Raw genomic sequence first — 20,964 nt, forward strand, 5'->3', positions numbered from 1 at the left:
GCTTCGGCAGATCGTTCATTTTTCCTCCAGGTTTGATAGTCCCAGAGTTAAGATGAACCTTCTGCCTCTTTTTTCATTCCGCCGAATTAAAAACTTTTGAAATTACCTCGTAAAACATATACATGTCTCCCCCTTTCTCACGTCCACCCGGAGGAGAATGCAGGTCGATCACAAAAAGGATGCCATACTTCCGGGCTTTTCCGAACACCTCTTCGAGATGATCGAGTTTGCCGTCAAGCCAGCGATCGTATTCCGCCAGATCCCGATCGGTGTCGGCTTTTCCCCAGTCCCGCGTGATCTGGGCGCGAATCAGCTTGACGTTCCAGCGGGACAGAGTCTCAAGATCGTCATCGGTGAACGAGTGCGGCGACATCACGCCCCGCAGCGGCGGCATGGAGGCGACCCGTTCCGGATAGGAAACCCGGTAATCGCGGTTCACCGGCGAGAACAGGGTGTACACCTGCAGACTGGCCAGATCGAACTCCACTTTTCCGGAACTGTCCTGAAGCCCGAGCTTGAGACTTCCTTTCTCCGCAGTCGGGGAGATGGCACATGAGAACGAGATTTCCCGCCAGTCGAACGTCCCTTTCAGATGTGAGGGATGATGCCAGTACTCCTGCCCGTCGGCATCCCGGTAATAAAGCATGAATTTGATTCCGTTCCAGGAGTCCCGGGGCGTCGAAACATTCCACGCCCGTCCGCGTATGGTGAAACAGAGCGACTGGCCGCGGAACGGCACGAGATCTATCTCCGTACCGGCACAATTCATGGCGGCTTTCGCCTGTTCCGGCACCTCGATCACAAGCCGCTCTCCGGAAACCGTTCCGAAAGAGCCCGGCGCCCAGCGCGACGCCGGAATTTTAAACTCTTTCAACGGAGTCGGCTCCCCGCAGAAAACCACAGCGGGCAGTATCGACATCACGATCGTGCAGATCGCAGAAACCAGGATTTTCATCATTCACACCTCTCCATGCTGATCTTCTCCGACTCCGGGATAATCTGCTGTGAAATACCGGCTGATCGAACGGCAAAGCGTCAATATCGTCTACGGAAGCCCGGCGACCGGGATTACGCATTCAGATTCCTCACGCTCGAACGCACGATGAGCGAACTCGGCAGACGGATGTCTTCGCGCGGAGAGTCCGGTTCCCGAATCCGGGCGAGCAGCAGCGAAACCGTCTTTGCGGCAAGCGCGTCGAGATCCTGATTGATCGTCGTCAGTTCCGGCGTGAGCCAGCGGCAGATGTCTTCAAGTTCGGAAGTGATCAGCGAAATATCCTCCGGAATCCGGAGTCCGCGCTTCCGCAACCCGCAGGCCGCCTGGAGCGCCACACTCTCCCCGCAGACCACAAGCGCGGTCGGCCGCGCCGCGAGCACGCGGTCGAGCTCCCGCTGCGACTCCTCCCCGCCGGAGTTGTGGAAATGCCCCACTGGCAACGGCTCGATTCCGCTCTCTTTTGCAAAAGCCGTGTAAGCGGCAATGCGCTCCTGCCCCGCCTGATTTTCGATCCGGTCGACCGTAAGCCCGATACGCCGATGGCCGTTCTCATACAAATGCCGCAACGCCAGCGTCACCCCCTGCCCGTGATCGGTGTTGACCGAACTGCTGAACGGATACTGCTTGTTCACAGTCACGATCGGCATCGGCAACCGCTCGAACTCCGCCAGATGCTCCTCGATGTGGGGTTCGGAAAGCAGCAGCAGGACCGCCCGCGTGTAACTGTCGTAAAGCCGGGAGAGATCCCGGACCGGTATCACCTCCGTCAACATCCGGTTGCGGGTGATCTCGAAAACCGCCGAGGTGAGCAGCCGTTCGGAAAAACTCAGCCTCCGCTGCGGCGACGGCAGATCCGCAATCACGATCGCCACGCAGTCGCGCGCCGCAACCTGCTGCGGACGGTAATTCAGTCTGCGGGCGGCGGCCAGCACACGCGCACGCACTTCATCGCTGACCCGCGCCCGGCCCGTGAACACGCGAGAGATCGTCGCTTTCGAGACCCCGCACTGCCGCGCAAGTTCGTTGATGTCGCTCGCCACTTTCTGCTCCTCCCGTCGTGCTCAAAGCGTGATCGTGCGGAACGAAAAACTCCCGCGCGGCAAATCGCAGTCGATCTCGACCATGCTGCCGTTGCGCGTGACCGAACCGGCACAACACTCTCCACGCCCCTCGGCATCGACTTTCAGATACGGCTTGTGCACGTGACCGCAGAGCGAAAGATCGATCTGATGCTCCCGGAGCAGTTCCAGAACCCGCTTCTGCCCGAAAAGCCGGTGACGCATCCGCAGAATCGGATGCTCCTCCGTCATCGGATAATGCGACAGGAGAATGCGCGGACCTTTCTTCGGTTCCGCGCAGACCGACTCGATCCACCCCGAATCAGCGCGGGAGAGAAATCCCCAGGAGCAGAGCAGATTCGATGGGCGGCTCGTATTGACCAGCAGAAACTCCACCCCCGCATATTCGCGCCGGATCGGCAGTTCCGGGAAACGGTAATCCCCTTTTGACAGATACTCCGTCATCTCGCGCACAGCCCGCACGCACTTCGGACGCCGGACGTAACAATCATGGTTGCCGGGCAGATAGAGCAGCGGAATCTTCGAGTCGCGCAGCGGCGCGAGGATCGGACGCACTTTCGCAAATTCTCCCGGCTGCCCCGTACTCGTGAGATCCCCGGTACAGACCGCGACATCGGGTTTCGTGTCGAGAATATATTCGACCGCGCGCTCGAGTTTCCCGAGATCGTGCCGGAACTGACGCCGGAATTTGTAGTTGAATACGCCGACCCAGCGTTTATCGATATAAGCCATCCAATCCTCAGCCGCGCCGCCCGCATGCGGATCGGAAAAGTGAACGATCCTCATTACCACTCTCCTCTCCTCTGCGCCTCAATGGAACAGCACGATGAGCGTGACCGCAACGATCAGCGCCGAGACAACCATGGCCGCCGCGACCGGCATCCACACCGCAGTTGTTCCGTGCCGGATACCCTCGCGTTCCGGAGCGGAGGCGGAATCGCCTCCCCCTTTCAGGAACGCCGAGACCCGTCCGGAAGCCCGGTAATAGGCGAAACGGAGCTTTTCAAACTCACGCAGAACTTCCGGAGTTTCGCCGGGGGCGAGATTGCGGAATCCCTGCTCAAGCGAATCGAGCGCCTGGGAAAACCGCTCAAGTTCAGCGATTTTCCGGGATTCAAGTTCAAGTTCGGCCGCGACGGCGGCGCGATCGCGTTCGAGCCGGCAGCCGAAATCGCGCCGCTGGCGGTCGAATCCATCGGTTCGATCCGGGGTCTGCCGCATCGGAATCCGCGTCGAAAGCGGCGGCGGCGGTGCCGATTCCGTTCCCGTTTTGTCCTCCCGGGGGACGGCGGCGGGAGCTCCGGCCCGCGCCGCATTTTCCTTGAGCCGTTCGCGCATATGAACGAGGTTGTCGCTGATAAAATCGTTTTTCGCCATCTCGCGTCTCCTGCGTATTGTCGTTCGCTTCGCGTTAATATACCCTTTCTCCCGGGTTTGTGCAAGAAAATCAGACACTTCGAGTTGCAAAAAACAGGAAACGGTTCTATGTTACCAGCGGGAAAGGAAGTTCCATCTTGAATCGAAAAGCCATTGTTTTCACCCTCGGATGCCGGCTGAATTCCGCCGACAGCGCGCTGCTCGTCTCGCGCCTGACGGAAGCGGGCTATGAGGTTTCGGAGTCGGCGGAAAACGTCGCGCTCATCATCGTCAACAGCTGCACGGTCACGGCCGAGGCCGCGCGCAAAAGCCGCCAGATGGTGCGGAAATTCCGGAGCATGCACCCCGAAGCGGTGATCGTGGTCACGGGGTGCAGCGCCGAACTCGACCGCGAAGCGTTCCTCGCGGACAGCGCCGCGGACGTCGTGCTGACCAATCCGGAAAAGCGGTCGCTGCCGGAACTCGTGGGGGAGTTTCTCGCCGGACACGCCGGACTCGGCGGCGCGCTGAAAAGCATGCAGCAGCCAGTCACTCCTTTCCGGGAGAATGCGTTCGGGAGTTTTCCGTTCCGCAGCCGGGCGTTCCTGAAGATTCAGGAGGGGTGCGGCAACTTCTGCAGCTACTGTATCGTCCCTTACGCACGCGGGCCGGAGAGGTCGCGCGCATTCGACGAAGTGCTCGCCGACTGCCGGAAAGCGGTCGAAGCGGGCTTCCCGGAACTCGTGCTGACCGGCGTCAACATCTGCGCCTACTCCGATTCCGGGCGGGATCTTGGCGCGCTCGTTCATGAGATCGCCCGGATCGACGGCGAATTCCGCATCCGGCTGAGTTCGACGGAACCGGCACCGGGGAACCGTTCCCTGCTCGACGTGATGAGTTCCGAACCGAAAGTGTGCCGGTTTCTGCACCTCGCGCTGCAGAACGGCAGCGACCGGATTCTCGCGGCGATGAACCGCCACTACACGACAGCCGAATATGCGGATTTCGTGCGCGCCGCGCGCGAACGGATTCCGGGGATCCACCTCGGCAGCGACCTCATCGTCGGATTTCCCGGCGAAACGGAGGAGGATTTTGCGGAGAGCTGCCGGTTCGTTGAATCGATGGAATTCGCGAATCTGCATATCTTCACCTATTCGCCGCGCGCGGGCACCCCGGCCGCCGCACTGCCCGGCCGGATTCCGCCGGATGTCGCGAAAGAGCGCCACAAGCGGCTCGAAGTGATTGCGGCGGAGTCGAAACGGCGTTTTATCGCCGGCCTGTACGGACAGAAACTCCCGGTGATCTTTGAACGGATCGATTCCGACGGGATGGCGCGCGGCTGGAGTGACAATTACGTCGAACTGCGCGTACCGGCGGACGAGGTTCCGCTCGACCGGATCGTCCCCGTCGAAGCCACCGCGGAAAATACGGCAAGCAACCTGGTTTGACAGATGCAAGGAGGAGCCATGACCGACAACGCAACCCATTTCTACAGTTATCTCGCCACAGGAAACATCATCTGCCGGAGCAGTTCCCAGACCGGGTCGGAGGTGATCGAGGAACTCGCGAAACTGCTGGCACGCAACAATGCCGGACTCTCCGCCGCCAACATCGTCAACGAAGTTCTCGCGCGCGAAGCGATGTTTCCGACCGTGATCGCTCCGGGGCTGGCGGTGCCGCACGCGCGCCTCGCGGAACTCGACAAACCGCTGGTCGCGATGGCGACCAGCACGCAGGGGATCGACTTCGGCGTTCCGGAAATGGGTCCGGTGAAAGTCGTCGTGATGCTGCTCACGCCGGGGGACGACCCCGGGCTGCACCTGCAGCTGCTCTCGGCGCTCGCGAAAGATTTCGGGGCGGGGGATGAGATCGAAACGGTGGCGGCTCTGCCGACTCCGGAAGCGGTCACGAGTCACTTCAGCGGCTCGGGGTTCACGATCCCGGAATTTCTCCGGGTCCGCGACGTGATGACGCGCCAGGTCACGACCATGCTGGAACAAGATACGCTGCAGCGTGCGATCGAGCTCTTCGCCACGACCGGGGAATTCGAGATCCCGGTCATCGACGATGATGGAGATTTGCGCGGCGTGATTTCGCTGCTCGATCTGCTGCGGTTCAGCATGCCGGAACATGTTCTCTGGCTGGAAGATCTGACGCCGATGTACCGGTTCCAGCCGTTCTCGGAGGTGCTCAAGGGGGCGAACGACACGAAAGTGGCGGACGTCATGCGCACGGAGTTCGTGAGCGTCGATGAATCGGTTCCGGCGGTTCAGCTTGCGAAGCTCTTCCTCGTCAACAACATCAAGCAGCTCATTGTCATTGATTCTGCCGGGAAGCTCGCCGGAATCGTCAATCTGAAGAAATTCGCATCCCGGCTTTTCTGGGAATAAGTTCAAACTCGTTCTGTGGCAATGGGAAATGGAATCGTATCGCTATCACGGGAAAATCGGAATCTCACCGGCTTGGGATGTCATCGTCGTCGGCGGAGGTCCGGCGGGGTGTGCGGCGGCAGCGGCGGCGGCGCGCGCCGGAGCGAAAACCCTGCTGCTCGAAAGCACCGGGGCACCGGGCGGCATGGGAACCTCGGGGCTGGTTCCGGCCTGGTGTCCATTCTCGGACGGAGAGAAGATCATCTACCGCGGCCTCGCTGAAACGGTGTTCCGCCGGGCGAAGTCCGGAATCCGGCATGTGAATGAAAAACTGCTGAACTGGGTTTCGATCGATCCGGAGTCGCTGAAGCGGACCTACGACGATCTGCTGGAAGAATTTGGCGTCCATGTGCTCTTTCACACATTTGTCGCGGCCGTGGAAAAGGCCGACTCCGGCAGGATCGACGCGGTCATTGCGGGCAGCAAAGCGGGATTGACCGCTTTCCGGGCGAAGATGTTCGTCGACGCGACGGGTGACGGCGACATCGCCGCATGGGCCGGCGCGGAATTCAAACTCGGGGACGAAGTCACCGGGGAGACGCAGCATGCCACGCTCTGTTTCCAGCTCTCGAACGTCGATTCCTACTATTATCAGCACAGTTGCCGTCTGCACGGCAGCAATCCGGACTCGTCCATACACCGCATTGTGAAAGAGGGGAAATATCCGGAGATCATCGACACGCACCTCTGCCAGAATTTCAACGGTCCCGGTACGGTCGGATTCAATGCAGGGCACCTGAAAAACGTCGACAGCACCGATCCGGAACAGGTTTCCGCGGCGATGATCCGGGGACGGAAAATCGCCCGGGCGTTCCTGAATGCGCTCAAAGAGTACGAGCCGGAGGCATTCGGCGGCGCCTTTCTCGCGTGCACGGCGAATCTGCTCGGGATTCGGGAGGGGCGGCGCATTGCCGGAGAGTACGAACTTACTTACCACGACTATCTTGCGCGGCGCGATTTCGAGGATGAGATCGGGCGCAACTCCTACTATCTCGACATTCACGGCATGAGTGCGGATATGCGCGCGGTGATCGACAAGGCCGGGCGCTACAAACCCGGCGAGTCGCATGGGATTCCGTTCCGCTGTCTGCTGCCGAAGAAGCTCGACAATTTGCTGCTTGCCGGACGGTGCATCTCGAGCGACCGGATGACCTACGGCAGCGTCCGGGTCATGCCGGTCTGCCTCGTGACGGGGGAAGCCGCCGGGACGGCCGCCGCGATGGCGGCCGTGCAGGGCAGCGCTCCGCGGGAACTCGACGTCGCCCGCCTCCGGCGTGACCTGCTCGCCCACGGCGCATACTTCAACCCGTAAACGGGATACCGGCTCAAAACACCGGCTCCTCCCGGGGAGAGGGGGCGGCGTGCGGAGAGTTTCTTCAAAGGGAAATTTCTCCGCCGAAACAGGAGATTTTCGAGTATGAAATTTCTGCCTCGGATTGAAATCGTGGTCTTTCTCTTCTGGGTGGCTATTTTCGCCGGCTGGTTGATCCGTCTCTTTCCGCTGCACCAGGAGTGGAGCGGGCTCCAGTGGATCGGCCCGGACGGAGCGCTCATCGGCGCGGGAGTGCTGCTTGTACTTTTCGTTCTCGGGAAATTCGCCGCAGCGATCCGGAAACAGACTCTCCGGCGTAAACTCGAAACTGCAGGAAATCTGCCGAAACCGGCAGGAGACGGCTGCCGCCCGGACATTCCACTTTCCCTGGAACCGGAGGAGTCCGCGACAAGCCCCCCCTTTTCCGGAGAAAACAGAAAACGCTACGTTGAAGGGACTCTTTGCGGAAAATGTCCGTTATGTGCGGGCTGCCGGTTCTGCCGTGCTGGGGCTGGCGACCCTGCCCGGCGTTCTGCACGAAGTCGAACCGTACTTCTGTTCGAGAGAGGATCATACTGTTTACCTCTTTGAGCTGCTCGTCCTCTTTCTGCCGCTTTTGACGGCCGCCAGCGTCTGTGCTGTTGCGCTGGGGATCGCTCTTCAGCAGAACCGCTGGATCGCGGTCATGCGGGAAGAACGGCGTCATCGGAGCATTTCGACATGGGAGGATCTCCGGCTCTGCCTGCCGGGAATCCGCTACTGGTTCCTCGGCCACTCGCTTGCCGGAGAGCTTCCGCGTTCGTCGCACTGGTTGCCGTGGGGAATGATCGCGGGGGCGGCGCTTTACTGGATTACGGGACTCGTCATCGGCCCGTTGAATCCGATCCCGTTCTGCGCGCTCGCGGTGAGCGCGGGTTGCTGGCTCGGAGCGGGCCGACGCATCGCCGATGTGCCGATGGAAAGACGGGAATGGCTCGGCTGGCTTGGGTTGCTTATCGCTTTTCTGCTGGTGACGCTGCCGGGATACCTCCTTTATTACGAAACACAACATGAGATTTGGAGGGAAACCCGTCTGCTCCAGAATATTGGAGTTCCCGTCAACCGCGGGGAATTGAAGCAATTTTTGAACCGGGGAGGAGCGCCGAATGCGGAATTCGGAGCGCTGGTGAATCGCTGTCGAAACTTTCCGCTGCCGATGTCGACGATGGAGTATTTCGCCTCTCCGGAGAGCGGACGACGGAAGCTCAAAGCCTGTCTTGCCGGGAAAGAGTACCGGGCGGATTTCCTGCCGCCTGAGTCGCTAATCGCATCGGGTGAAAGTTTGAAATATCCGCGTCCTATTCCGGACGGATTGCTGATCGATCCAGGATTTCGTTCCGAGAGCTATCTGATTGCCGCCGCGCGCTGTTACAGTCTCAGGATCATAGCGGCGCTCGAGGAACAGAACGGGCAGGAAGCCATGCGGTTGTTCCGGCTCATGACCCGTTTTCTGGATTTGATTCCGGAAAGCGATTTTCTCCTCGAAGCGCTGGCAGTTCAAGGGATCGAAAGCATTCGATGCGATACCATCGGCGCGCTGCTGGGGAGCGGTCTGCTGAATGATGCGCAACTGCGGGAAGTCGCCGACTCCAATCGCGGCCGGCTCGATCGACTTCGAGCCTCCTTTCATGGCGGGCGACGCGGTACCGCGTACCTTTCCCTGGAATTGCTTCCCGCGCTGGCGGTTCCGTATCCGGATGTGCTGCTGGTTTTGAGGCTGAACGTGCAAAATTACATCGGACCGGAGATTCGGGACGGCACGCTGGAGTTTCTCTTCCGCGGCAATACGCCCCTCTTTCCGACGCTCCCGTGCCTCTGGACGGAAACCGTTCAGCAGCAGGACCGGCTGCTTGCGATGCGGCATCTGCGAATCGTGACGGAGTATCTCGACCATCCGGAGAAGTGGAGTCCTGCGGCGGACGAGGCCCTGAAGCGGGAATTGGCAGACGCGAAATGGTATCAGGAGCCGTTCGTCGGCAGGAATCCTTTTTTCGGACGGGATCAGCTGCTGCGGGCGGAGACGCGCTGCCGCATGACGGAACTGGCCTTGCAGGTCGAAAGGTATCGGCGCGGGAAAGGGCGTCTGCCGGAAACGCTTGAGGAGCTCGGCACCCCGCTTCCCGTGGATGCCCTGAGCGGAGAAGCGATCCGTTTCACGCATATGGCCCGAGTGTTCCGGCATGAGAACGAGCGTATCGTTCCGATTGATTTCCCCGGCTGGCAGCTCTCCGCGCCGGGAGAGAATTACCGAATGCCGCCGAAATTCCAAAAGGAGTGGCGGCGCGACACCTTCACGGTCCTCACCGAATGGCCCGCTCCCGCGCCTCCGGAACCGAACCAATTACGTCCCCCCTGCAACTCAGATACAGACTGAAGCGTAAAGACGCGGCAGGTTCCCGGAAGAGCAAATTCATTCTCCGCTTTTCGCGGATAACGTCCGGAAAATCGAGCATATTTTAAAGAAGATACTTGAAAAAAAACCGTTTCCGGCTTGATTATAGTGAAACCGTCATTTAAAGAAGCACAACAACTTAAAAAGGCAGTGTCCGATATTTTGTGAACATTTGTTCCAAGTAATTGCAGATTGCAAATATGACTTGAACCTGCATAAGTTCTTACAATTCAGAAAATGCTATCGCGGAGATTCAACGGCGTCCATTGCGAAACTTGCAATCGGCAAACGATGGGACATAGTAACGCAAGGCTTTTACACCAACCTTTTCATAAAAGTTGTCCACCCCAGGGGAGAGGCGCAGAAAATGCAGCGCCAGCGGCTATCCCGTATGGACACAAATCAGGAAAAAGAGTCCCGGCGGATAGACAAATCCGCCGGAACTCACACTTTCCGGGGCGCAGGAAGTAACCATTCCGCCGGGGCAGTGCAGAACAATGCCGATATTGCTGCGAGGCGGCAGCGCGTTCCGCGCCGTTCACCCGGCCGAGATGAAAGTCAAATGCGAAATCGAAGTCGGCGCCATGCGCGAAACGCTGTCGATTCCGGTGCGGGCCGCATGGCTGATGCCGTATGGCTCCTACAGCCGGGAACCGGTGATCCGACTGAACCGGCAGGAACAAGTTTATCAGCATGTTCCGTTCGGCGCGGAATTCATCGACATGGTATGGAGCGGTCCGGAGGATTTGAGCGCGGAAATTTATCCGAAGTACGACAATCGCTCTTTCCAGGTGAAAATCGTCGTCAGAGATGACGTTCATTCCCAGCCGTTTCCGGCGGCAAACGGTACGAATGGCGACAGCGTCCAGCTCGCGTTCGGCCTGCCCGACCGGAAAGGACACTGGGAGTTCTGCCTGATTCGGCGTGACGACGGAACGCCGGTCATTGCCGGAACATTGGCACCCGATGGAGTTAATCCGGCCGTCACGGCCCGGCAGCTCAAGCTGCGCACAAGCCGCGACGAAACAGCGAAACAGACCGTCTACGAAGTTGAAATTCCATGGAATGCGGTTGGACTTGACCAGCCTGAACGGCTGAAGCAGTTCAGGATGAGCCTGATCGTAAACGATTGCGACAACGGCAAAACCCGCGAAAACTCCATTCTGGTTTCCGATGGCGTTATGGGCAATAAGGAGGTGAAACGGATCGACACGTTCCCGGTCGTCGATCTGATGCCCCGGAGATAACCACCGTACGACAATGCCGGAGGGAGGCGTCCGCCCTCCCCCGCAAGCGGCGGAAAATCAGGCGGGACGGGCGGGGACGGGGACGAGGCCGACGCTCCCGCCCTCGCAGAGCGTCATGTTCAGCAGGATGTGTCTGCCACCGGCATCCGGGTTGCGGATGCGTTCGAGCAGCGCCTCAAGTCCGAGTTCTCCGAGGCGGCGCGGATCACAGCACATCGTGCTCAACTGCGGTGAACAGAACTCCGCAATCTGCGCGTCGCGGCCGATCGCCATGATCGACAGATCCGCGGGAATCCGCATGCCCGCCTCCTGGAACACCCGCATCGCCCCGAACGCCATGTGGTCGTTCAGCGCCAGAATCGCGCTGGCGTCGTTCAGACCGTCCCGCAGCAGCCGACGGGCGCAATCCTCTCCGCCGGAGACAGTATCGCCGTCCCAGTCGGTCTCCTCAATGAATGCGATCTGTCCGGCCAGCCCCAGACGGTGCATCTCCGCATAGAAACCGGCCATGCGTTCGTTGAGCCGCATCTTGCGGGGTTTGACGGAGATCATGCCGATCCGCCGATGGCCGTGCTCATGCAGATAACGCACCGCCCGGGCCGCGCCGCCGAGATTGTCCTGCGTCACGCAGATGGTTGACTCCAGATCGCTCTGGTTGTCGATCAGCACCACAGGCACAGAACACTTGGCGATGAACTGCTCAGCAATGAAATCCGGCGTCGGCCCGACCAGCATCGCTCCGGAAATGCGCCGACTCGGGAAAGCCAGACGTTCGAGCGAAAAATTCCGCTCGTTGGCGCTCCACGGCAGTGTAAAATAGACGAGATTGACGGTCTGCCCCGGAAACCCGGCCGCCTCCGCGCCGTTGAGAATCTCCGAGAACATCGAAGACTGAATCCCTTTTTCAATCCAGCGCGGCAGCACAAACGCGATCTGCAATTCGGCTGAAGCATGGAACAAACCGGCGGCGAGTCCGGCGTTGCGCACCCGGAATCCGCGTCGCGGCAGCGCTTCGAGAACGCCCGCTTCCACGAGTTCGCGCAGCGCGAGGTGGATCGTCTGACGGCAGGAGGTGAGTTCCGGCTCCAGCTCCCGGATCGACGGCAGAAACTGCCGTTCCGGGGTTTTCCGTTCGACGATCCGCTTGAGGATCCGCTGCTGTACGGTGTTGATTTTGCTGCTCATTTTTCCCCAACCGCAAACGGGAGCGGCCTCTTGACGCAATCCGCCGTGACATTTTCCGCGAGCGGGACATCTCCCCGGAATAAGGGGGTAAACCCGCTCGAATCGTGACCGTTCGATGTACTCCCAACATACACCTCCCTCGCGCAGTCGTCAAGGTGAAGCTCTCTGATTTTTCTGAATTCGCCGCATTCCGGGATGCAGAATGCGAACCGGCTACCGTCTTTCCATCGGAAAATTCCACCGCGAAACGTCTGCCCCCAGAAGTTCTCTTTCCGAGCCCGCAGATCGCACACTGCATATCGTAGCTGATGAATCAACATGAATGCTTTCTCCGGAGTGCTTCAGGGCATAACGGTCACATTCATGACTGAGTCGGCGATCCGCCCGAACTCTTCGGAATCAACAATGCTCCGAAGCTTTACCGGCGCGGAAGAGTTCTTCGCCTTGATTTTGAACTCGGCGACAATCTGACGTTCCGTCCCGGCCGGAATCTCATAACCGACGCTCTCCGGAGTGCAGCTCCACTCCTCCGGCAGCTCCAGGCGGACGGTTCCCTTTTGAGTCCCGGAAGAAAGGTTCGTCAAGCGTACAAAAACCGAGTGTTCCTGCCCGGGGGTGAAGTTCATGGCAATATTCTCCCGGTCATAGACTGACTTCCGTTTCGGGAATGTTTTGGATTCCGGAAGAATGCATTGAATGAGCGGATGCCACAATTTCGCGGCAGCGGTACGACCCGGTTTCCGGAAGATCGTCAGGGAATGTCTGGCCGCCTCGTCCAATATTGCCGGAGATGCTCCGAAAATGAATTGAGGTTCATCTGAGAGCTTCAGGTGTAAGATGCCGCCGTGACAGGACTCCGTCCGGGCATTTCCCATCATGTCATGAACGATGACCTCGGGAACATCGACCGGAATCGATATCGGGATCGGCTCCGGCTCCATATTGAGGACAGAACCATTCCACAAGATGCTCTTTCCCGGCATCTGCCCTTTCCAGGCGGATGTAGGGACACGTTGCGACACGACACGCTGGCGGGTCAACGTAGCCCAACAGGCCAAAATCGGTTTTCCGGCCGGATCACGAAACGCCCGGATGAATGGAATCGGTTTCAACGAGAGATCCGGAGTGTCCGTCACAACGGCTCCATGTCCGGACTCAAGGACTTTTTCCTCCCCTTCCGTTGCCTGACCGAACCAGCTACGGATGAATGTCTCCCGGTCGGATGCGTCGTTCGGGGAATCGACCGATGAAAGTTCGCCAATGTATTCCGCGCCGTCGAGCATGGCAGTCATTGCCGCATAAGCGGCCAATCCCGGCAGAGGACGTCCATTCTCATACAACCCGAATCCACCGTAGTTCTCCAGAACAAACCACAGTTTCGCGAACATTCCGTAAGCCATGGCCTGAAGATAACTGCGAACCATATATGCCGCAGCGACATTGTCGTCGCTGACCATGGCGAGCGGATACTGTTCGGGACGCATGTTCGGATTCAGTACCAGATATCCGTTTTCGGTATCGCCAACGGGTCGCTCACCATACTTTTCCATCAATTTCCGCAACAGAACCACACGGTCATGAAGCCAGAAAATCGATGTCATTGTGCCGTTGACTTCCGGCGCCCGCGGGAAGCAGTGAAGATGTACGAAAAGTACGTCGAAATAATTCCATGCTCCATTTTCCGCGAACTCATTCAACCATGCGAGATCGACTCCTGCGAAGCCGGCAGTTCCAACCTGGATTGACGGGTCGCGCTGTTTCTGCTTGACATAACTGATTTTCTGCTGTTCCGCAACAGAGACCGCAAGCCCGTGAATGTTGTTTTCATTGCCGTTCTCACTGAACCGGAAAAGACCTGGCGGAAGTCGCAGGATCCGTTCCTGCATAGGGATTATCTCCAATCCGTTCCGTTGATATTTCCCATGCCATTCAGAAACGGAATCCGGCAGAAAAGAGCCATCCTTTGAACGAAGCGGAATATTCTCTTCTCCGGGACTGGATGACCATGCCTGCCGGACAAAATGAACGCCGATCTTCGCCATCAGCTCCATGATATCCGGAGTGCGGGGATTCCATATGTAGGTCTGCATTCCGAAGATGGTTCGATCTTTCCAGCGACGTTCCCCGGGCGGAATGAGCGCATAGCCGGTTTTCAACGGTCCGGCGGAAATGGTGAACGTCCCCTGCTTGTCCGCGGGGAATGTACGGCGGATCCGCTGTATTCCGCCCGGAAGCATTTTTAACCGGAGCGGTTCATTCAGCAACTCCGCACCGCGATGATCCTTGATTTCCAATGTATACTCTTTCTGCAATGCTTCATCGCGAAGATTGAGAAATACCAGTTCGCCTTGCGGGGTCTCCGGATTGCAGAACACTCCGAACGGCCGGGTGAAAAATCCCCAGCCGATGACGTCGTTTTCCGGCGAAAGCAGACTGCCGGAGAACTTCGGGGGCTCTCCCGAATATGGAACCAGCATCATTTCAAAACTCGATGTCAATTTTCCATCTTGCGTCTTCTCCCACCTGGTACCCGAGTCGCAATAGCTGCGCGGAGAGAATGAGGATTTCAGGAACGGAATGTCCGGACTGAACTCGGAAAGCGCCCCGAATCCTTTCCGCCGGAACAAATTGGTCGTTCCGGTCGGAAATCCGAAGAGAATCCGGCGGCGGATCGTTGATTCTGGCTGCCCGGAGAAAGTTTGAGTAAATTTCAGATGCAACCAGCCGCTCCGAGCAATGATTTCTGCCGTTGCGGCCATTTGACCGGCCTCATTTCCGTCGAACTGGAACGTAAGTTTCGCGTCCATCCCGGTGGAATCGTTGCGGGCAACTTCCACCAAGGCATCTCTGCTCTTGTACCGGGGCTTCCACTGTTCCGTGTGACCGTCAAACCAGACAGAGTCTATCAAGGAATGGCTGGTTCCGTCCGGATCAATGATTTCCAGTTTGATTCCCCCGTCCAGGATAAGCCGATAGGAGTCTCCAAGATAGATGTTCTCCCCGGCGCTCAAAAAAGCGGCCCAGACGAGAATCAGAAAAAACGACAGATGCTTCATGAATTCTTCCCGCTTTATTTGTCTGGATTAAAGATCTCTTCGACAAATTTCTCCGTAACCTTTCTCATCTGCGCGTGACCATCGACAAATGAAGCAACGCAGACGGATCTTCCGTTGTGACGAAAATTGATCCGGGAACGCCACTCCCACTTAAACGTTCCGCCGGCATCATTGTTTGCTCCGACATCCGCAGTCAATATGATTCTGGATTTGAGTTTTCCCAGTTGCCTATTTCCAAGATGATCATTCATGCCGATATGTCCAAACATCCACTGTCCGTCCGTCATATAGCAGTAATCAGCAAGTTTGTCCAAGCCGTCCTGAAACGAGGGACAGTTGAATATTGTGCTTTTGCGTTTCATCAATGACTGCGGAGTCAACTCCGGACAATACGGGATCAGCCGTTTGGGCCAGCAGCCGATCGGAGATCCGGCATAAACCGGAGTAACTATTTTATCGTTGTAATCCTGCGCATAAAGATGGATTTTCTGCGCCAACTGTTTTGCGTTGGAAAGACACTTGGTCGTGTGTGCGCGATCACGTGCACTGTTCAGCGCCGGCAGCAACATCCCCGCAAGAATCGCAATGATCGCAATCACAACTAAGAGTTCAATCAGTGTAAAATATGATTTACGACCCATCTTATTTTGATCTGAAAATTCGCGCATGATGCTTCCTTTCCTGCAACTGAATGGTTAAGGGGTCTCTCTTCTATCAATTATACCGGAACTACCACACAATGTCAATACCCCTGTCATTCCGTTATCCAAGTTAATTCATGACAAAAACAGGACAGATGAGGCAAAAAAAAACGCATTCCGCCCCTTTTTCTGTCCAGAAAGCAAAAGAGTCCCGGCGGACAGGGAAATCCGCCGGAACTCTTTTTTCGTCGACTCCGGACGACTACTTCCGCAGCAACCGCGGAGCGATTGTGATGCCGAGCGGCTGCACCTGGTACTCGCGGCAGAACATGTCGCCTTCGGTTCTCCACGCACCCGGCCCGGCCCAGGAGATCCGGAACGAAAGATGCACCGACCCCTCGCAGTTCACGCGACTGCCGTAGAGCGTCAGGTCAAGCGCATGTTCGCCTTTCGCCACTTTCCCGAGTTCGCACTGATACGGCGCGAATGCGAGATCCCCGACCGGTTTCCCGTCGAGCGACGCGCTCACAAGCGTCCCGCGGAATCCTCCGAGCGGGATTTCACGCGAAGCAGCCGTTCCACCCAGAGCATGAGGAACCGAGGTGACGCGCGACGGAAGCCGCAGCAGCAACTCCTCCTCTTTCTCCTGGAGGAACCGGCAGTGATACGTGATGTTTCCGCCGTAGAACGGCAGTCCCTGCCGAGTCACATCTCCCCAGGCCAGTTCGCGGACCGGCTCGACGATCCGCGCAGAATCCCCGCGCAGTTCCACGCCGAAGTCTCCGAGAATAAAGCAGCGTTCCACATTGCCCGACCTCGTATAGGCGATCCGGATGAGCAGCTCATGCGTCCCCGACGCAAGCCTCGGCAGAAATCCCGTCTTCAACGAACGATCGATCCAGTACCCGTTCTCTTCAAACGGAACTTTCACGCCATCGAGGAAAATCTCGGCGTTCTCCGGCTCCTCCATCGCCAGAAGCGGAGACTCGACGTCGATCAGAGTCTCAACCGTGTAGCAGAGTTCAAGCGTTCCGAGCACCTCGGTCGACTTTCCGTAGACCCACGGCTGAACAATGTGTCCGCCGCGCGGCCGCAGCCCGAGCCGACTCCGGACACGGTTGTCGAGCCGCAGAATCTCCTCAGGCGGCTGCCACTCTGCGTCACTGGCCATCCGCCACTTCGGACGGTCGAGCAAAAGAACATTCGGTTCATCGAGCGAAATCGGAAACACCCCGGAGATGTGATCCACCGTCGCGGCCTCCGCCTCCGCGTCCGTCAGCAGCGGAATGCCGATCTTCTCTCCGCGGCACTCGTTCGCAGCAAGCAGCTTCACAAGCAGATGCCCGTGCGGATACATCGGAAATTCAAACTGCGTCCATCCGTTCTCCTGCGTTCCCTCGACCGGAATCTCCCTGCCGGTCATGGTATCGAGGTAAATCACCTGCCAGCTGCCGCGAACCCGGACGTACAGATCCTGCGCGTTGCCGATCCGGTCGGTATCGACAAGAAAGAGATAACGGACGCCCTGTTCCTCGCGCATCTGATAGAGCAGATTCCCCATCGGATAACCATCGCACTTCCGGATCGCCGCCACATCCCGCAGATCCTCCACCGCCCGGAGGACCGATTCGCGCGTGAATGAGATCCGCTCCGACTTCTCCGCAAGCTTCAACGCCCGATCGGACTCCACCGCGTCACAGCAGACCGGCACATCCCCGGCGAAAATGACGCGACCGCCCGCCGCCCGAAACTTCTCAAGCCGGTCGAGCGTCGTTCCGCGCAGCGTGATCGACGGCGGAACAATGACGACGTCATATCCCATCTCTCCGACAATGAAGCTCTTCCCGATCTGCACCGGAGAGAGCTCCGGCAGCAGAGATTCGGCGATGAAGTCGAAATCCACAAGTCCATTCAGCAGCCACTGAATGATCGACTCAAACGTCTCCCAGAGCGATGAACGGCGCGAAGCGGTCATATCCTGCGGTCCGTACACGAGCCAGTAGGACTCGATCGGATGAATGACTCCGACTCTCACCCGGGCCCGTCCGCGACTCATCGCCGCATTCACCCGGGCGAAGTGATCCGCAATAATCGGATACTTTTTGTACCAGGGCGACTGAAAACTGATCGAAGCCGGGTAATCCCGTTTCGCCTCCCCCGCCATCGACACCCAGGAGAGATGCGGCACCCGAACCGTGACGCCGAGCGCGGCCTGCCAGTCACCATGTCCCTTGTGTCCCTTGAAATCCCAGTCCCAGTCGGTCACTCCGTTCAATTCCGAGAGCACGCCGCCACGGCCATACTGACGCGATGCGCTCTGCGCCTGTTTTGCCGTGCTGTACTCGAACCCGTCGCAGAGCATGTCGATGCCGGGCAGCTGAAATGAACGGTAACTGCGCATCGCCTCTCCGAGTGCCGAAGTCTGAGATTCGAGAGTGTGTTCCTCCATCATGTGCCCGGAGAAACGGATGCCGTGATTCTCGCACCAGCTGCCGATCGTGTCGGCAAAAGCTGCGGCAAACCGCTCGGCGACATGATCGTGATACCGGTAGCGAGCCAGCGAATATTTCCCGTCCGGGAGCTCCCAGATCACCTCGGGAAACGTATCGAAGAGGTCACAGCCGTAAGCGGCGCGATAGCTCTCGGGCAGATCGTTCGTGTACGGGAAGACCGCATCGCGTTTTTCGCGGGCGAATTTCAGCGCGCTCTTGCGGGTAAACTGCGGCTCGTCGGTGAAGATCGCCGGGATCGTCTTGCCGAATTCGGAGCCGACTTCGCGGAAATAGGCCTCATAGGTTACCTCGACGAATTTCCGGATTGCGGCGGGATTGAGCGTATCGACATAGGTCTGGTCATTGTACCATGGATCCGGCTCAGCTACAATCAAATAGGCGTAGAATTTCTCCGCTCCCCCGGCGGGATTCTCATCCTCGCCGATGCGGTGATAGTCTGCGAGCGCGCCGGAGTCGTCGAGTCGAACCGACCAGGCGGCGAGAAACCGGCCGGAGTTGTCGTTTTCCGGGTTCGGGGCCTCTGTCCGGCGGTTCGGGGTGAAGAGCAGATGCCGCGCGCGAAACTCCGGATTCCGGGTGACAAAACCGCCGGCGGCGCCGGAGGGCCAGCGGTCCTCGTCATAGAGCCAGGCGAGCATGTCGAGATCTTTCGCGGTGCGGACGCACTCTTTCACGCAATTCATGAATTCGGGGCTGAGATACGGCGTGTCCAGTCCGGTGCGGGCGTGCATGTGAAATCCGCCCATGCCCATCTGCTTGAAAATCCGAATCTGCCGTTTGAGTTCTTCCGGCTCGAGTTTGCAGTTCCACGCCCAGAACGGCGTATCACGGTAAAGAGCCCCCGGAGACGCAAAAAGGTCATCGAACTTCACCTTGCGGTCGGCAGCATACAGACTATCCATTCAGTTACCTCGCTTCTTATTCTTTAAGATTCAGGTTACAGTTATAGAATACTCTGCATTTTGCGTATTTTCCATCACAAACGAATCAAAAAACCGCACAAAATAATCAAAACGCTCTTATGACATGACGGGGGATGAAAAAAACGCCGACTCAGCAGGAAGAGAGGTAAAAATTATCCCTCCCCGGTCGATGCAGCGCCATTCACTTCTCCAGCTTTCCTGCGTAATGTGCTTTGGCTTTTTCGATTGCCTCGTTGAATTTTCCGCTTTTCAAATCAGCGAGAAATTGATTCAGACAATCGGCCATGGCAAATTGAGCGGCCCGTCGGTCCCCATACCATTCATAAGCCTTGTTATTAAAAAAGTTTGCGAATGGAAACCCGAAAGAAAGCGAATAATATTGCTGTTCTGCGTAGTAATCTGCGATTCTTTTTCCGGAACGGTCATAGACGATAATCACTGCATCATTGACCCGGGGGCAACTGATTACCATTCCAAAAGTTGGAATAGCAACTAAAAAAAGGGGAGCGTCTCGAACCCAGAGCTGCCAGCTTTTCCATGGGAATCGCCCGTCGCCGATTCTCCCGGCGAGGACGAGTTCCGGGGAATCGCTGCGGATATTGAATCCGAGCGTTTCAAACGCATCAGTGACCAAATACGAAAACGACTCATCCGGACGATACGCGTAATGGGCCGTTGTTGAAGTTCCAAATGCATTTACAGTGCTGTTTGTCTGCCAGTCGTAAGCGGTGGCATTTGCCGTACTGCTGCTGAATCCGGTCTGCTGCAGTGTGGTGAGGGTGAATCCCTCCAATCGCAGATTCAAATCGAATTTCTGCGAACGATCCAACGCGACCGCGGGTGTTTCGTAAACCGTCCAGCATCCCGCGAGCAAACACCCGACTCCCGCACAGAACATTGCCATGAGAAAACGCATCATGATTCCTACTCCCAAATCAGAAAACAGCGGAAAATTTGAGCCGCCCCCCAACCACATAACCAAAAACCAAAACGATTGTTAAGATGCGTAAGAAAATCATTTGAACTCCAACAGAAATCTTTCATCCTTTCCTGAACGGGAATTTTCACTTGAATTTCGGTTTATCCGATCTTCTCGGTGGCGTCGACAGCCACGTTCTGGCTTTTAGCGGTCGTGATATTCCAGTTCTATCTGCAATTTCCTGTTGTGTCAGTCCATCGTCGTATTGACGACGCAACGCCGAGCGAAGCTCCTCAAAAACAGCCATAAGTCGTTCTCCTTCGCGTTCATCATCCCCTTTATAAAATATTACCGAATACCCCAAAATCAAAATTTTTTAAAAAGAAATACTTGAAATAGTTTTTCATAAAAACATACATTAATCCAGAAAGGAGAACGAAAACATGGATCAGACAGAAGTGTTTACGCTTCAAGAACTCGCGAAGATAAAAGCGATAAAGCAGGAAAAAGGCATTCAATCTGATGCAGAATTGATTCGCTTCCTCTTGAATGAAATGGAAAAAAATTTTTGCCGCAAATGTTTATACCAAAACAAACCAGGTAAAAATTATGAAAAAAACGAAACGGGAAACGTGGAACTTGCGATTGCGATCGGCGACAGGATTGCCGAGCGAATCGAGTCGCGTTTTGCGGTCATGCCAACCCTGACGCTGGATCAGGCGGCGGAAACTCTCGGGATTTCAAACGAAAAAATGCGCCAGCTCTGCAATGCGGGGAAGATTCCGTTCATCCGGGTAGACAAGTTCTACCGGATTAAACCGGTGGACATCAACCGCTATCTGGAGTCGAACTATCACCCGGGGAAAATATGACGAT

Annotated in this window: 15 protein-coding genes; 6 read left to right on the forward strand and 9 right to left on the reverse strand. The window is 57.3% G+C overall.

The features are described 5' to 3' along the window. Positions 1-73 precede the first annotated feature (73 nt). From Q0J85_RS05435 to Q0J85_RS05450, 4 genes are all read right to left on the reverse strand, one after another. Positions 74-958 (reverse strand): hypothetical protein, encoded by an 885-nt coding sequence (locus tag Q0J85_RS05435; RefSeq protein WP_294478965.1) that lies wholly within the window; start codon positions 956-958, stop codon positions 74-76. Between the two features lie 110 nt (positions 959-1,068). Beyond that, positions 1,069-2,037, reverse strand: a complete 969-nt coding sequence (locus tag Q0J85_RS05440; protein ID WP_294478967.1) for a LacI family DNA-binding transcriptional regulator — start codon at positions 2,035-2,037, stop codon at positions 1,069-1,071. A 21-nt stretch (positions 2,038-2,058) separates the two neighbouring features. Next, positions 2,059-2,862 (reverse strand): metallophosphoesterase, encoded by an 804-nt coding sequence (locus tag Q0J85_RS05445; RefSeq protein ID WP_294478971.1) that lies wholly within the window; start codon positions 2,860-2,862, stop codon positions 2,059-2,061. Between the two features lie 24 nt (positions 2,863-2,886). Further along, the gene (locus tag Q0J85_RS05450; protein WP_294478972.1) at positions 2,887-3,453 is read right to left on the reverse strand and encodes a hypothetical protein; all 567 of its coding nucleotides are present in this window, start codon (positions 3,451-3,453) and stop codon (positions 2,887-2,889) included. A gap of 137 nt (positions 3,454-3,590) precedes the next feature. Here Q0J85_RS05450 and mtaB point away from each other — a divergent pair, with 137 nt between their 5' ends. The 5 genes from mtaB to Q0J85_RS05475 all read left to right on the forward strand — a co-directional run bounded on the left by mtaB (position 3,591) and on the right by Q0J85_RS05475 (position 10,851). Continuing rightward, positions 3,591-4,880 carry a tRNA (N(6)-L-threonylcarbamoyladenosine(37)-C(2))-methylthiotransferase MtaB gene (gene mtaB / locus Q0J85_RS05455; protein WP_294478973.1) on the forward strand — a complete coding sequence of 430 codons (1,290 nt, stop codon included), beginning with the start codon at positions 3,591-3,593 and terminating at the stop codon, positions 4,878-4,880. Positions 4,881-4,898: 18 nt separating this feature from the next. After that, on the forward strand, positions 4,899-5,822 hold the full coding sequence (locus Q0J85_RS05460; protein WP_294478974.1) for a PTS sugar transporter subunit IIA: 924 nt from the start codon (positions 4,899-4,901) through the stop codon (positions 5,820-5,822). Positions 5,823-5,850: 28 nt separating this feature from the next. Continuing rightward, the gene (locus Q0J85_RS05465) at positions 5,851-7,173 is read left to right on the forward strand and encodes an FAD-dependent oxidoreductase (RefSeq protein ID WP_294478976.1); all 1,323 of its coding nucleotides are present in this window, start codon (positions 5,851-5,853) and stop codon (positions 7,171-7,173) included. Positions 7,174-7,621: 448 nt separating this feature from the next. Beyond that, a complete protein-coding gene (locus tag Q0J85_RS05470) occupies positions 7,622-9,586 on the forward strand; it encodes a hypothetical protein (protein ID WP_294478978.1) in 1,965 nt (654 codons plus the stop codon). 515 nt (positions 9,587-10,101) lie between these two features. Continuing rightward, a complete protein-coding gene (locus tag Q0J85_RS05475) occupies positions 10,102-10,851 on the forward strand; it encodes a hypothetical protein (protein WP_294478979.1) in 750 nt (249 codons plus the stop codon). A 57-nt stretch (positions 10,852-10,908) separates the two neighbouring features. On the opposite strand, the gene Q0J85_RS05480 is transcribed toward Q0J85_RS05475, so the two are convergent. The 5 genes from Q0J85_RS05480 to Q0J85_RS05500 all read right to left on the reverse strand — a co-directional run bounded on the left by Q0J85_RS05480 (position 10,909) and on the right by Q0J85_RS05500 (position 20,088). Continuing rightward, positions 10,909-12,036 carry a substrate-binding domain-containing protein gene (locus tag Q0J85_RS05480; RefSeq protein WP_294478980.1) on the reverse strand — a complete coding sequence of 376 codons (1,128 nt, stop codon included), beginning with the start codon at positions 12,034-12,036 and terminating at the stop codon, positions 10,909-10,911. 341 nt (positions 12,037-12,377) lie between these two features. Next, positions 12,378-15,092: a hypothetical protein gene (locus tag Q0J85_RS05485; RefSeq protein WP_294478981.1), complete on the reverse strand. Its 2,715-nt coding sequence runs from the start codon at positions 15,090-15,092 to the stop codon at positions 12,378-12,380. Positions 15,093-15,106: 14 nt separating this feature from the next. Beyond that, positions 15,107-15,760: a type II secretion system protein gene (locus Q0J85_RS05490; protein ID WP_294478982.1), complete on the reverse strand. Its 654-nt coding sequence runs from the start codon at positions 15,758-15,760 to the stop codon at positions 15,107-15,109. A 235-nt stretch (positions 15,761-15,995) separates the two neighbouring features. Continuing rightward, the gene (locus Q0J85_RS05495; RefSeq protein WP_294478983.1) at positions 15,996-19,148 is read right to left on the reverse strand and encodes a hypothetical protein; all 3,153 of its coding nucleotides are present in this window, start codon (positions 19,146-19,148) and stop codon (positions 15,996-15,998) included. Between the two features lie 202 nt (positions 19,149-19,350). Then, complete coding sequence (locus tag Q0J85_RS05500) at positions 19,351-20,088, reverse strand: hypothetical protein (protein ID WP_294478984.1); 738 nt, start codon at positions 20,086-20,088, stop codon at positions 19,351-19,353. A 443-nt stretch (positions 20,089-20,531) separates the two neighbouring features. On the opposite strand from Q0J85_RS05500, the gene Q0J85_RS05505 reads away from it, so the two are divergent. Next, positions 20,532-20,960 (forward strand): helix-turn-helix domain-containing protein, encoded by a 429-nt coding sequence (locus Q0J85_RS05505; RefSeq protein ID WP_294478985.1) that lies wholly within the window; start codon positions 20,532-20,534, stop codon positions 20,958-20,960. Positions 20,961-20,964: the final 4 nt, after the last annotated feature.

The sequence above is a fragment of the uncultured Victivallis sp. genome (assembly GCA_944389935.1).
In the GTDB taxonomy this organism is placed as follows: Bacteria; Verrucomicrobiota; Lentisphaeria; order Victivallales; family Victivallaceae; genus Victivallis.